At 70.3% G+C, this 13,108-nt stretch carries 10 protein-coding genes; 3 read left to right on the plus strand and 7 right to left on the minus strand.

The window, feature by feature from the left end; genetic code table 11:
• From Aut01nite_RS17275 to Aut01nite_RS17290, 4 genes are all read right to left on the minus strand, one after another.
• Nucleotides 1-903 (minus strand): glycosyltransferase family 4 protein (locus tag Aut01nite_RS17275; protein ID WP_239124605.1); only part of this gene is annotated, 903 nt, incomplete at its 3' end.
• Nucleotides 904-1,497: 594 nt separating this feature from the next.
• A complete protein-coding gene (locus Aut01nite_RS17280) occupies nt 1,498-2,325 on the minus strand; it encodes a ricin-type beta-trefoil lectin domain protein (RefSeq protein WP_161790680.1) in 828 nt (275 codons plus the stop codon).
• Between the two features lie 597 nt (nt 2,326-2,922).
• The gene (locus tag Aut01nite_RS17285; RefSeq protein WP_043527772.1) at nt 2,923-5,625 is read right to left on the minus strand and encodes a VIT domain-containing protein; all 2,703 of its coding nucleotides are present in this window, start codon (nt 5,623-5,625) and stop codon (nt 2,923-2,925) included.
• Complete coding sequence (locus tag Aut01nite_RS17290; protein ID WP_236642867.1) at nt 5,622-6,248, minus strand: MerR family transcriptional regulator; 627 nt, start codon at nt 6,246-6,248, stop codon at nt 5,622-5,624. The genes Aut01nite_RS17285 and Aut01nite_RS17290 overlap by 4 nt, the downstream gene beginning before the upstream one ends.
• 95 nt (nt 6,249-6,343) lie before the next feature.
• On the opposite strand from Aut01nite_RS17290, the gene Aut01nite_RS17295 reads away from it, so the two are divergent.
• Nucleotides 6,344-7,051, plus strand: coding sequence for a cyclase family protein (locus Aut01nite_RS17295; RefSeq protein WP_201775562.1), 708 nt, complete (start codon nt 6,344-6,346; stop codon nt 7,049-7,051).
• Here the strand turns inward: Aut01nite_RS17295 and Aut01nite_RS17300 are convergent.
• The 3 genes from Aut01nite_RS17300 to Aut01nite_RS17310 all read right to left on the minus strand — a co-directional run bounded on the left by Aut01nite_RS17300 (nt 7,024) and on the right by Aut01nite_RS17310 (nt 10,931).
• Nucleotides 7,024-9,063, minus strand: coding sequence for a M6 family metallopeptidase (locus tag Aut01nite_RS17300; protein WP_152628859.1), 2,040 nt, complete (start codon nt 9,061-9,063; stop codon nt 7,024-7,026). The two genes, Aut01nite_RS17295 and Aut01nite_RS17300, sit on opposite strands and share 28 nt — an antisense overlap.
• A 180-nt stretch (nt 9,064-9,243) precedes the next feature.
• Nucleotides 9,244-10,035, minus strand: coding sequence for an ABC transporter permease (locus Aut01nite_RS17305; RefSeq protein WP_043527765.1), 792 nt, complete (start codon nt 10,033-10,035; stop codon nt 9,244-9,246).
• Nucleotides 10,032-10,931: an ABC transporter ATP-binding protein gene (locus Aut01nite_RS17310; RefSeq protein WP_043527763.1), complete on the minus strand. Its 900-nt coding sequence runs from the start codon at nt 10,929-10,931 to the stop codon at nt 10,032-10,034. The genes Aut01nite_RS17305 and Aut01nite_RS17310 overlap by 4 nt, the downstream gene beginning before the upstream one ends.
• Before the next feature lie 142 nt (nt 10,932-11,073).
• Here Aut01nite_RS17310 and Aut01nite_RS17315 point away from each other — a divergent pair, with 142 nt between their 5' ends.
• Nucleotides 11,074-12,315 carry a sensor histidine kinase gene (locus Aut01nite_RS17315; protein ID WP_043527864.1) on the plus strand — a complete coding sequence of 414 codons (1,242 nt, stop codon included), beginning with the start codon at nt 11,074-11,076 and terminating at the stop codon, nt 12,313-12,315.
• Nucleotides 12,316-12,426: 111 nt separating this feature from the next.
• Nucleotides 12,427-13,098: a response regulator gene (locus Aut01nite_RS17320; RefSeq protein ID WP_043527862.1), complete on the plus strand. Its 672-nt coding sequence runs from the start codon at nt 12,427-12,429 to the stop codon at nt 13,096-13,098.
• Nucleotides 13,099-13,108: the final 10 nt, after the last annotated feature.

Raw genomic sequence — 13,108 nt, forward strand, 5'->3', positions numbered from 1 at the left:
GCCGTCCGGGTCCGTGCCGTCCGGGTCCGTGCCGTCCGGGTCCGTGCCGTCCGGGTCCGTGCCGTCCGGGTCCGTGCCGTCCGGGTCCGTGCCGTGTGTGTCTGTGCTGGCCGGGTTTGTGCTGGCCGGGTTCGTGCCGTCTTCGGTCGGATTGCGGATGTCGCGCGGGCCGGCGGCCGTGCCGGCCGGGCTCGCCACGTCAGCGGTCGTGTTCTCGGTGTGGCGGGCCGGGCTGAACGTGTCGACGTCGACGCCGACGCCGATCACGGTGAGCTGCTCCTGCCGTACGCCGAACGCCTGCACGATCTCGTCGCGCGCGGCTCGCGAGACCGTCGTCAGCCACGGCACCCGCCGGGCCACCCGAGCCTGCATCCGCGTGAACGCGTACCACCGCCGCAACGACAGCCGCCGCTTCCAGTCGGGTGCCGCCGCCAACTCCAGGTCCCGGTCCACGGTGATCGGATGGTGAATGGTGGCGACCACCGGCGGCCCCAGCCTGCCGAGCGGCAACAGCCCGTACCCGAGGCATTGGTTGTCATGCACGACGTCGAAGTCGGCAAGCCTTTCCCGCAGATGCCGCCACGCTCGCAGCGAGAACGTCAGCGGTTCCGGGAAGGCCCCCGTGCACATCGCGGCCCACTCGAGCACATCGATCGCTGTCCGGAACTCCTCCCGCCGGGGCGTCCGAAACGGGTCAGGCTCCCGGTACAGGTCGAGGCTCGGCAGAACAGTCAGTTTGACCCCGTCATCGAGTTCCGGCAGCGGCGGCCCGGAGAAGACCTCCACCTCGTGCCCGAGCCGCACGAGTTCCCGCGACAGGTGCCGAACATAGATTCCCTGACCCCCGCTGTGCGGTTTGCTCCGATATGACAACAGTGCGATGCGAAGCGGTGCGGAGATCATCACATGACCCTAAGAGTCGGCAACGGAGGAATCACCAGTGTTTCGGCCTGACGATTCGATCACTTTAAAGATCAAGATCAAGGGCCTGCGCCGTACGCCCCCTGAAACGCGCCCCGAGCTCTCGCTTCCACCAGTCCGCGACCCACCTAAACCATCGTTAATTGATCTAAAACCCTCTTCCGCCCACCCCCCACTGACTTTCCGCTCCCCGATCCCACGGGCCTCCACTCTGTCCACCGAAGCGCTGTCCCGTCAGCCTCGCAGTGATCCCGTCATCGACGGATATCATCCGCTGGCTCGGTCCGGCTCGCTCCTGCGCGCCCGCTCCTCATCTGCGGGGCCGGGGGTGCGACAGCCCGCCGGGGCCGCCGGGTGACCTACCGATGCTGCCTGCCGGCGTACCCGAATGATCAGCCGAGCCCTGCTGTTCGAAAGCCCGCACGCCAGGCGTGTGGCCGATATTGCTCATGCTGTCCGGGCTTTCCGCATCTCCGGTCCCGGACTGGGGGACCGCATGCCGGCTGCCATGCCCGGAAAGACCTGTTCGGTGAGGGCTCCACCCTCATCAGCCGAAGACGGCACCGGGCCGGTACGTCAGCGGAAGGTCCAGAGCTGGTTGTTGCCGGTGGCGCAGGCGGCCACGATGACCGGGCGTCCCGGCCGGGCGCCGGAGCTGGGGTCGGTGAGGCACTGACCGGTCGCCGCGTTGGTCAGCCTCCCGTCGGCGAACAACTGCCACTGCGCCGTCGTGCGACCATCGCATCGGGTCAGCTGAACCGTGCCGTCGCCCACCAGATAGGCGCACATGTCCAGCACCTCAAGGGTCTGGTCCGGGTTGAGCCGCCAGCGCTGTGGACTGGTGCCGTTGCAGTCGTCGATGTGCACCTCGCGGCCCTCCGCGGCGTCGCCACCACGCAGATCCAGGCAGAGACCGTTGCCGGTCACCAGCAGGCCCCGGCCGGTCGTGATCGGATTCGGCAGGAGCCCGATCGGCGGTGCCGGGACGGTTGACGTCGGAGTGCCGGTGGTTGCGGCGGGCCGCCCTGCTGACGGGGTCGCCGAGGTGACACCGGTAGGTGACGGCTCGCCCGTCCGCCGGCCCTCCGTCGACTCCGGTCCCTGACCAGAGTCGGCCTTTCCGCCGGAGTCCCCGCTCCGGGCAGGCACACCACTCGCCGTGGTGCTCGCCGAGCCGGGCGGGCCGACCGCGGCCGGCAGCGACGTCCCCGGCATGGAGGTCCACACCGCCGGTCCGTCAGCGGCTCGCAGCAACGCGTATCCGGCGACACTCGCGACCGCTGCCACCCCGGCCCCGATCAGCAGTGACGGGCGACGCCGCCGGCCGGGCCGGGACGACGCGGATCGCGTGGCGGCCACCACGGGGACCGGCTGGGCCGGGATCTCCCCGGCTTGCTGTTCCACCGGCCAGGTCGATGCGGATGGCGGCGGCTCGTGGCGGGCGCCATCCGGCAGAACGAACGGACGCACCAACAACGGGTCATGATTGTCGCCCAGATCCTCGCCCACTTGGCGTCGCCACCCCCTGGTCCGGCATCGGCCACCCAACTTACCGGCATTCAGGCCACCGTGTGGGGGCCCTGCCGGCTGATGATCGTCACTCTTCTCGTCGTCAAGCGCTCTCCTTCTCAGCCCACCCCAACTGCCGGCCTCACCGCGGGCTTCACCCCGTGTCTGCTTCATCCGGGCACTACTCACCGTGCCCTCACTCGTGCCGGCTGCCCATGACCGGCCGATGGCACCATCGCTGCCTGTCAGGCGTCGCCGGATGGATCCTCGACTTCTTGATCCACTGTTGTTTTGTCAATGTGGAACGGTGATCACGCTCGCCGTCCCCACCGCGAACCGCGACGGTGTCCTGTGTGTTCGGGTCGTCCGGACCTGTGGCTCTCCGAGAACCGATCCCGGTCGAACCGGTGTGGAAGTGAGGCGGCACCTCGGCCCCCCAGGTGACGGCGTCGCGGCCGGCACTGTGAGGACCCGAGGCGGAGCCGGTGGCCGCTACTTCCAGAAGAGACGCTTCTTCTCCTTCTCCGGCTTTCCGGTGGCGAACTTCTCCAGGACCCGGATCGCGGTCGACCACCTGGTCTCGAGGTCGCCGTCTCCGCGAAGAGAAGTGATCAGGTCGCGAAGCGGGTCGAGCTCGGCATCGGTGACCGGCTCGAGGAGGACCGACAGGCGGCTCGCCATGTCGTCGAGCAGGTCCCGGCGGTCCAGCGCGGGCTGCTGCGCGGCCTCGTGCAACCGTGCCACCTCGACAGCGGCAAGCTCGCGCAGCTCGTCGAGGGTGAGCCCGCCGGTGGCGGCGATGGGCCGACGAGATCCCCACCGTCCCGAAGGTGCGCCCGGCCGCGAACCACGAGCCGGCCCGCCGCCTGCCGCGCCCGAAGCGGGAGCGATTCCCGCCGAGGGAGCCGGCGTTCCCGTGTCAGCGTCCACCGTCCCGCCCGGCGCTGAGCCCCCGGTGAGGGGCTCGGCAGCCGACTTCTGGGCCGTCGCCGAGGCATCGCCGGCGGGCGCTCCGCTGACCGGCGCTCCCGTCGCGGGCGGCTCGGCGGTAGGCGCCCCGCTCACCGGCGCCTCGGTCGGCGCCCCCGTCAGGGGAACTCCGGCGGAACCCGCCGGTGGCCGGCCACCGAACCTCCCGAAAGGCTTGCCGGAGGGGGCGGACCCGCCGGGAGACGAGCTCCGTGCCCGAGCGGGCGCGAAACGCGGGGAAGGCGGCGCAGGCGTGCCCGGCGCCGACGGCATGGGAGGCATGACGCCCGGTGCCGACATCGGCGCGGCCATGTCCGGGAACGGTGACGCGAGGGCTGACTGGTAGTGCACCGGAACGGACGGGACAGGCATCTCCCAGCCTGATGGCAGCTCGACCGGCTGGGTGACCCGACGATTCTGGCCGCCCTCGTTCACCACCCGCTCGTCGACCGCCACGAAAGCGGTGAACCGACAGAGCACGCCGAACCGGAGTGACGTCCCGACGATCTCCGTCTCCAGGGCGGGGTTGCCCGAAGCGTACGCATCCTCGAGGTCACGCAGCCGGGCTCTCGCCCACAGCGACGTGACCGCCGGCTCGGAACGGCGTTGCACCGGGACAACGGTCCGGAACTCCTGATCGTCGCGAGTCCGGCCGGTCACCGTGAGGGTCCCCTCGGGCGTGCCGGTGTAGCGGCCGGAGATCACGAGGGGCACCCCGGGGTACAGCCCGGGTAGGCGGGACGGGCTGCGGGAACCGTCGACAAGCGTGATCCCGTCGCCGGTGAGGGCGAGGCCGGTGACGGCCGGTGCACCGATCCGGCGGTGGATCTGCTCCATGGCCTCGTCGAGACGGTCCTCGCTCTCCACCAGCTCGGCGCGGCCCGCGCCGATGGCGGCCAGCCGGCCGAGGAACCCGGCGTTGACCGCCCGGTCGATGCCGACGGTGTGCACCCGGATCGACCCGATCCGCGTGGTCACCTGCTTCACGATCTGATCCTCGTTACCGACCTGGCCGTCGGTGACGAGCACCAGCACACGATCCCGGCCGGAGCTGTCGGCCAGCAGCGCGAGGGCGGTGGTGAGCGGGGTGAGCAGCTCGGTACCGCCTCGTGCACCAGCGCGTGCCAGGTGCTCGACGGCCCGATAACGATTGCGGTCGCTCGCCTCCACCAGCCCGTCGCCCAGCTGATCAGGCCACTCGACCTCGTGATCGAAGGTGAGCACCGCGAAACGGTCGGCGCTGGTCAGCGTGTCGATGACCCGGGCGGCGGCGCGCCGGGCCGCCACCATCTTCCAGCCGCTCATGCTGCCGGAACGGTCCAGCAGAAGCACCACGTCTTTCGGGCGGGGCGCCGTGGTGACCGCCGGTGGCAGCACGACGAGTTGGTAGGTGCCCTGCTCGCCGTCCGCGTCGGGGACGGCGACCGCGGACTCGGCGCCGGGCGCATAGGCCAGGCGGAGCACGAAGTCACGGTCGGCTCGCCCGCCCGGCTCGATGCGCAGGGTCCCGTCCTGCTCGGTGACGGTGTGCAGACTGGACCGCACCTCACCGAGCTCCAGGCCGGCCGGGTCGATGTCGACGCTGAGCGACAGCCGCAGCGGGTTGGGGAAACCGGGCAACAGCACCGGAGGGGAGATGCGGGAGGCGTCCGGCACGGCGTCGGTGTCCGGCTGCTGGCCGTCGCCCGCCTGCGGGCCGCCGATCGGCAGACCGGGAACGTAACGGGGCGCGACCACGAGAGGGAAGCGGAAGGTCGCGGCGCCGTCCTCATAGGCCAGTGGCCCCACCAGCCCTAACCGCACCACGACCCGCTCGCCGGGAAGCACGTTGCCGACTCGCATGGTGAAGACGTCCGGCCGTTCCTCCTCGGCGATGGAGGCCCGCCGGCCGGCGGCGATCGCCTGGTCATACCGCTCGCGGGCGGCGCCACGCTCGTGCAGCTGGGCAGTGACGACCCGGTCGGCGGCCGTCATCGTCATGCCGGTGACCGCGGCCCGGTCCGGGAGGGGAAAGACGTAGGTGGCTTCGAGGGCGGTGTCATGGGTGTTGACGAACTCGGTGGTCAGCTCGGTGCGCACCAGCAGGCCGCTGATCGAGGCGCGGACGTCGAGGCGGTCGAGCGGCAGGTTGCCGCGGTCGGTCAGAAGGCTGCCGATGCCGGCGCCACTCACACTCCGGTGCAGCTCCAGCTCGGCGGGGCCCATCGGGTTCACAGTAATGATCATGCGGTTCTCCCATCGGTGAGCCCGCGGGAAGCGAGCAGGTCGAGCAGGGGCTGTGCCGCCTCGGCGATGTCGTCGCGGTCGAGGTCGGTGACGTGTCGGGGCAGCAGCAGGACCACGCCGCCGCCGAGCGGAACACCGGTGATCAGATCGGCCGAGGAGGGCGCCGGGGGAAGGCCCGCGAGCGTTGCCGCCAGAGCCCGCCGGGTGGAACCGGGCGCTGAATCGGCGGCCTGCTGCGCAGGTGCATCGGACTGAGTGGGGGAGGCCTTCCAGAACTGGGCCCGTGGGGTGGTGGCTGCCGGCGGCGTCGCCGTGGCGAGCAGATCCTCCGGCACCCGTGCGACGGTGGCGAGCGTGTCCTCCGAGGCGCCGGACAATGCGGCCTGGATCTCGGCGAGTGTCAGGCCGGCCGCCTGCTGCCGCTTGATGGCGACGAGCTGCAGGAGGTGACGTGGCCCGTAGAGAACGGTGCGGCCACGGGTGCCGAGGGGTCGGTCGACCAGGCCGATCGTCGTATACCACCGGATCGACCTGCGATCGGGCACCTCCCGGACGCGGCCGTTGGGGGCGCCCGGGTACTCCGCGGCCAGTGCCGCGCTGACCCGCTCGACCAACTGCTCCATCGTCCACATGCTCAGACAATGACACTGTCAGAATGACACTGTCAATGGGGTATCGTGGCGGAGCGAGCGAGGCGGGATCGCGGAAGGGGAGTGCCATGAGCGGAGACGCCGTGCCGGGCGGACTGCGGCTGGTCGGTCTGTCGCATGTCAATGACCCGGGCCGGGTGAGCGTCTATCCAGGCGACCCGGCGCCGCGCCTGGAGACCGTCGCGGTCCTCGAGCGGGACGGTTTCTATCTGCGGACGGTCTTCATGGGGGAGCACACCGGCACCCACTGGGGCGCGCCCGGTCACTTCACCCCGGGTGGCCTGCTCGCCGACGAGATGGTTCCGGAGGATCTGTTCCGTCCCGCGGTGAAAGTCGACGTGCGCGCTGCGTGCGCAGCCGATCCGGGCTATGCGGTGACCGTTGCCGACCTGCAGCGATGGGAGGAGCGGCACGGCCGGATCCCGGAGGAGTCGGTGGTGGTGATCTGGACCGGCTGGGAGGAGCGCTTCGGCACCGAGGCCTTCCTGCCGCACCCGGGCTTCTCGCCGGAGGCCGTGACCTGGCTGATCGACACCGGGCGGCTCGGCGAGCGCGGTGGCACCGGCACCGACGCCTTCAGCCCGGATGTCAGCACCGACACCGGTTTCGTGGTGTCCCGGCTGGTCTACCGGCGGCGACGGATCAGTCTCGAGGTGCTGGCGCATCTCGCGGATCTGCCCGCCACCGGGGCATGGGTGCTCTGTGGCGGGCAGATCAACAAGGCCGGCTCCGGATCGACCGCACTGATCTACGGCGTCTTGACGGTGGGGATGTAGGGCTTGCCGTCGACCTTCAAGGTGTAGGGGGCGTATTGAGTCACCGTGCCGGTGGGCTCGTCGTAGGAGACGATCGCGACCACCTTCGGAAAACGGCGGACCTCGGCGAAATCCGCCAGCGGGACGACCTTGGCGCGCCGGGGAGCCAGCCCCACCAGGGTCACGTTCCAGTTGTCCACAGGCGTCGGGCGGATCTGGGTGGGCGACTTCCAGCCGTCCAGGCTGTCGCCACCGAGCGGCGTGGCGCCCACCTTGACGTTCGAGAGGTGCCAGCCGCCGATGCTGACGGCGTTGTCGCTGACGTAACGGAAACCGATGAGAACATGCTTCCCGGCGTACGCCTTGAGGTCGTAACCGAGGGTGACGTTCGCGGCCTTCCCGGTGATGGCCGCGCCCAGTGGGCCGGCGACCGTGCGGTCGCCCTTGACCATCTGATAGGTCTTGCCACCGTCAGCCGACACTGTCACGTACCCGTAGTCGAACTTCTCCTCCAGGCCGTAAGTGGTCTTGAACCGCAGGACCGGGTCGGCGGTCGGCACCTGGACCGGCCGGACCGCTGCGGCATCGGTGTTCGGCGTGTTGCCGGAGAAGAGCATGCCGGCGTCGACCGTCCAGGCGAGCGGCGTCGCGGGCAGGGCCTTGGCGCCGTCGAAACCGACGGTCCGGAAACCCCGCGGCAGCCGGACGAAGTCGGCACCGTTCGGGGCGGCGCCCGGCCGGCCGTAAGCGGCCGGGTTGTCCAGGTTCACGATGGAGTCCAGGCTCCCGGCGGTGACCCGCCCTCGGGCCGCGCCCTTCACCATGCCGCCGCGCTCGTCGACGATCTTGTCGACGAGGGTCATGACCTGGAAGTCGTGCAGGACGTCGGACAGGTCGACACCCTTCGGCAGGGCCGCGGCGAGCCCGGCCAGTCCGTGGTTCGCCTTGTCCTTGTGCAGCGTGGTGTGGATCTTCGACCCGAAACGGTCACGCAGGTAGACCATGAAGCTGTAGGCGATGCCGTAGTCGGCGAGGATCTCATCGGGCTCGCCCTCGGACCACAGGTTGAGCGAGTTCGACGGTCCTCCGCAGTTGCGCGGATTCGGGTTGTAATTGGTCGTCACATTGCCGAATCCCTGGTAACAGATGACGTGATTGTCGAACCCGCGATGGTGTACGCCGATGGCCGGGTCCACATAGCCGGTCAGCGTCTGGGCGTAATCCGCGAGGCCCTCACTGACCCACACCTCCTCGTCCGGGTCGGTGTAATAGGCCAGCAGGTGCTGCCACTCGTGGGCGAAAGTCGACTCGTACATCCGGGGGCGGGCCGGGCGGCTCGTGCAGACGTCGTCGGCCGGCTCGTGACGGGGCTCCTCCCCGGTGCGGTGCGCCCAGTCGAAGGCGTCGATCGTGATCACGTTCCGGTCGAACAGCTCGTTGAGTTGCTCGGAGAAGAATCCGGAGATGTACGTCTGCCGCTTCGGGAAGTCGAAGTAGTTGTCGTCGCGGATGTTGTCGATCAGTGTCACGGTGCGGTCGCCCGCGCCGGTGAAGTCGCCGGGCAGCCCCGCGTTCTTGCCGCTGCGGGCCGGCGGGGTGCTGAACGCCTTGGTCTCTCGGGGGTAGATGGTCCGGTCGAACTCGTCCACCAGGCCGGTGACCTGAGCGTCGGTGATCTCGGTCGAGTCCTTGCGGCAGTCGCCCTCGGGAAAGGCGATGTCCTTGGCGACCCAGACCTCGATGTGCTTGCCGACGCCGCGCAGCGTGTAGTCCTTGCGATACACGTCGCCGTCGATCTCGTTGAGGCCGGCCCAGCTGCGGACCGTGCCGATCGGTGGGGTCTCGGCGATCGTCCGCGCGCTGGGCCGGGGCTCGTAACTGGCGATCGGCAGCGGCTGGCCCTCGAAGGTGAGCCGGTCCAGATCAGGTTTGCGGGTCTCCGTCTCGAACGGCCCGACGGATCCTCCGAACGGCGTACCGGATTCGTCGAACGGCATTCCGGGGTTGTCGAACGGCATTGCGGGCCCGGTCATCGGCGCCTCGGAGGTGCTGGGGCCCGGAGGGGGAGTGGTCGGTGGCGCGGCCGGCGCCGGGCCCGCAAGCAACGGGATAGAAGCGGTGATTGCCGCGAAGCTCGCAAATAGGGTACGCGTCACGTCTCGGCACGCTACCGCTGATTGCCGGATCGTGACGCCAACACCGGCCGTTGTGGATCAGGAAACCTCCCGCCGGAGCACCCGCACCGTCCCGAGCAGCAGCGGCAGCACCACCCACACCGCGGCCGACGCCGCCAGACGCGCCCACTCACCCGAGGTCATGTCCCGCTCCAACAACGCCTGCGAGGTGACGTTGAGATCCAGCCAGCCGGCCGCGTCACGGAGAGCCCGAATGCTGTCGCCGAGAACCGTCCAGACCGTGGGCAGCGCGAAGAAGGCAACGATCGCCAGCGGCGTGTTCAGCAACAGGGCGCCGAACGCGTTGCCCATCAGCACGAAGATGATCTGCAAGAGCAGGCTCTGCCAGATCAGCGTCGGGTCCAGCGTCCACGAGCCGTCACCGCCGGTCCCCAGCGCCACCAAGTTCGCCACGGCGGCCAGGACCGCGGTGGCCACCGTCGCCGCCACGGCGATCAGCACGCCCGCCGCCACCTTCGCCAGCATGACCCGGACACGGGCCGGTACCAGGGTGAACGTGCTCAGAGCGGTCCGCTGCGACCACTCGCTGGTCACCGACAGGATCCCGAGAACGGGCAGGAGCACCGCTGACGGCACCAGCCCGAAGGTGTACAGCGCGCTGAAGGTCTGTTCACTGTCGTCGGCCCAGCCGAGCATGATCACCGACGTTGCGGCGGTGGCCAGGCCGATCACGATCAGGAGCCACAGGCCGGCCCTGGTGTCAGCCAGCTTGCGCAGCTCGACCAGGGTCAGCCGGGACAGCGGGACACGGTGCGCGGCGGCAGCCGACGGAACGGTGGCCACGGTGGAGAGCGGAGTGGTCGCGGTCATCGGGAGACCTCCTCGGGCTGGGGACCGGCGGTCAGGCGAAGGAACATCTCCTCGAGGCCGCCGGCACCGGCCGGCCGCAACTCGAGAAGAACCACTCCGGCCGCCGCGGCCGCCTGACCGATCGTCTGCGGATCCGACGGCACCAGCACGCTGCCGTCGGCGGAGCGGGTCCCGGTGAGCCCCATGCGTTGCAACAGCGCGTCGAGGGCTGCTGGATCCATGGTCCGTACCGATGTCCCGGCGGCGCCGAGCAACTGCTCCTTGGCGCCCTGCGTCAGGATCCGCCCGTTGCCGATCACGACCAGCCGGTCGGCGATCACCTCCACCTCCCGCAACAGATGGGAGGAGAGCAGGACCGTGCCACCCCGGTCGGCGAAGTCGCGCAGCAGCCCGCGCATCCAGTGGATGCCCTCCGGGTCCAGGCCGTTGGCCGGCTCGTCCAGGATCAGCACGGCAGGATCACCGATCAGCGCGTACGCCAGGCCGAGCCGCTGCCGCATGCCCAGCGAATACGCCCGGACCCGCCGTTTCGCCGCCGCGTCGTTCAGGCCGACCCGTTGCAGCCGCTCACTCACCCGGTCGGTGTCCAGCCCCATCGTGATCGCCGCGAGGGCCAGCACCTCCCGACCGGTGCGCCCGGCGTGCTGGGCCGACGCGTCGAGCAGCACCCCGACGTGCCGCCCCGGATTGCCGAGCCGTTGGTACGGAACACCGTCGATCGCCGAGCGTCCCGTGGTCGGCGGAGTGAGGCCGCAGATCATCCGCATGGTGGTGGACTTGCCGGCTCCATTGGGCCCGAGGAAACCGGTCACCGTGCCCGGCTCGCAGGTGAAGGACACATCGTCGACGGCACGTTGTGTGCCGTACGTCTTGGTCAGGTTCTCGACCGTAATCATGGGACCAAGCCTGGGCGTTGTGGGCAGGCCCTCGCGTCGGCCGACGGTCGATATCCCGCCTACCTTGGTCGGTGGTCGGATGTCGACTTTGGTCGGTACCGGCCGGGGGTCGCCGGCCCGTAAGGTCGGATTCGTGGGAACGATGTCGGTGGAGTATCGCTGGTTGTGGCCGTCGGCGCTGGCGGCCGATCCGGCCGGGCCGCTGCCCGCCCGCCGGTCCACCCGCGATTGGCTCGTGGACACCGTCTGCTTCGTGCTGGGCATGGGCGCCACGGTCACGATCACCCACGCGCTGCTCTATCCGCCCGACGGGTTCGTCGCAGCCGGCATCGGCAGTCCCACCTGGCTGATCTGGGTGGATGCCGTGGCGAGTGGGATCGCCGCTGTGGGCCTCTGGTGGCGCCGGCGTTTCCTGGCACCGCTCGCCGTCTATCTGGCCCTGCTCTCCTTCTTCTCACCGGCCAGCGGGATCACCCTGCTCATCGTGGTGTTCACGGTCGCGGTGCACCGTCCGTTCGCGGTGCTGGGCACCTACGTGGCGGTCGTTCTGGCGAGCAGCGCCGTGTTCGCGGCGCTGATGCCCGAGATCGTTGCCGGGTTCTGGCAGACGTTCGCCTGGGGCGCGGTGATGGCCGTCTTCGCGGCTCTGTGCGGCATGCTGGTCCGGGCCCGCCGCCAGCTGATCGTCTCCTGGCGGGACCGAGCCGAGCGTGCCGAGGCCGAGCAGCGTCTGCGCGTCGCACAGGCCAGGGTGGTGGAGCGCACCCGGATCGCGCGCGAGATGCACGATGTTCTCGCCCACCGGATCTCCCTGCTCAGCCTGCACGCCGGTGCTCTGGAGTTCCGCCCCGGCGCGCCACCGGAGGAGATCGCCGGCGCGGCCGCAGTGGTGCGGGCCAGCGCTCACCAGGCGTTGCAGGACCTGCGGGCGGTGATCGGTGTGCTCCGCACCGGCCAGTCCGAGGACGAGCCGGCTCCGGAGCGGCCGCAGCCTACCCTCGCCGCGCTGGCCGGGCTCGCCGAGGAGTCACGCAGCGCGGGGACGAAGGTTCGGCTGGACGTCGCCGTCGATCCCGCGGCGGTGCCGGCGGCGACGGCTCGCGCGGGGTACCGGATCGTCCAGGAAGGGCTGACCAACGCGCGCAAGCACGCGCCGGGCGCGGCGGTGCGAGTCACGGTCAGCGGTGCGCCCGACGACGGCTTGACCATCGAGATCCGCAACCCTCTGCCCGTCTCGGTTCCCGTCGCTCCCATCCCTGGCACCGGGGTGGGGCTGATCGGGTTGGCGGAGAGGGCTCTGCTGGCCGGTGGGCGGCTCGACCACGGCCGGACCGGCGGCGAGTTCGTGCTGACGGCCTGGCTGCCGTGGCAGGCGTCGCCATGACCCGGCATGCGACGGATGGCGCCGGCGTCGAGCAGGCGTGGCGTGCGGCGGCGGGTCGGAGTGGGCGGGATGCGGTGTGCGATGCCGATGGCGAGCGGGATGGGTGAGCGGATGGATGCCGGGAACGGGGTGGCCGTGGTTCGGGTTCTCATCGTGGACGACGATCCGCTGGTGCGGGCCGGCCTGTCCATGATCCTGTCCGGCGACGAGGAGGTCAGCGTGGTCGGCCAGGCCGCTGACGGCGCTGAGGTGCCGGATGCGGTGGCACGGTGCCGGCCCGATGTCGTCCTGATGGACATCCGCATGCCAGGTGTCGACGGACTCGTCGCCACCGAGCGGCTGCGCCGTCAGCCGGGAGCGCCCGAGATCCTGGTGCTGACCACGTTCGATGCGGACGAGTTCGTGCTGCGGGCGCTGCGGGCCGGGGCGAGCGGTTTCCTGCTCAAGGACACGCCGCCCGGCCAGATCCGGGACGCGGTGCTGCGAGTGGCCCGGGGGGAGGCGACCCTGTCGCCCAGTGTCACCCGCCAGTTGATCACGCATGTCGCGGCGGGAGCGCCACCCGAGCGCGAGCACGCCGGGCAGTTGCTGGATCGGCTGAGCGCCCGGGAACGCGAGGTGGCGCTGGCGGTCGCGCGCGGGCGCTCGAACGCGGAGATCTCCACGGAGCTGCACATGTCGGTCGCCACCGTGAAGGCGCATGTCTCCCGGGTTCTGACCAAACTCGACTTGAACAACCGGGTGCAGGTGGCGCTGCTGGTCCATGACGCCGGCCGAGTGTGACCGATGCCGA

The sequence above is a fragment of the Actinoplanes utahensis genome (genome assembly GCF_016862455.1).
Taxonomy (GTDB): Bacteria; Actinomycetota; Actinomycetes; order Mycobacteriales; family Micromonosporaceae; genus Actinoplanes; species Actinoplanes utahensis.

Bases quoted from the DNA above. Each gene is read 5' to 3' on its own strand.
- Aut01nite_RS17285 (WP_043527772.1), bottom strand. From the start codon at position 5,625: ATGATCATTACTGTGAACCCGATGGGCCCCGCCGAGCTGGAGCTGCAC.
- Aut01nite_RS17290 (WP_236642867.1), bottom strand. From the start codon at position 6,248: ATGGAGCAGTTGGTCGAGCGGGTCAGCGCGGCACTGGCCGCGGAGTAC.
- Aut01nite_RS17295 (WP_201775562.1), top strand. From the start codon at position 6,344: ATGAGCGGAGACGCCGTGCCGGGCGGACTGCGGCTGGTCGGTCTGTCG.
- Aut01nite_RS17300 (WP_152628859.1), bottom strand. From the start codon at position 9,063: ATGACCGGGCCCGCAATGCCGTTCGACAACCCCGGAATGCCGTTCGAC.
- Aut01nite_RS17305 (WP_043527765.1), bottom strand. From the start codon at position 10,035: ATGACCGCGACCACTCCGCTCTCCACCGTGGCCACCGTTCCGTCGGCT.
- Aut01nite_RS17310 (WP_043527763.1), bottom strand. From the start codon at position 10,931: ATGATTACGGTCGAGAACCTGACCAAGACGTACGGCACACAACGTGCC.
- Aut01nite_RS17315 (WP_043527864.1), top strand. From the start codon at position 11,074: ATGTCGGTGGAGTATCGCTGGTTGTGGCCGTCGGCGCTGGCGGCCGAT.
- Aut01nite_RS17320 (WP_043527862.1), top strand. From the start codon at position 12,427: ATGGATGCCGGGAACGGGGTGGCCGTGGTTCGGGTTCTCATCGTGGAC.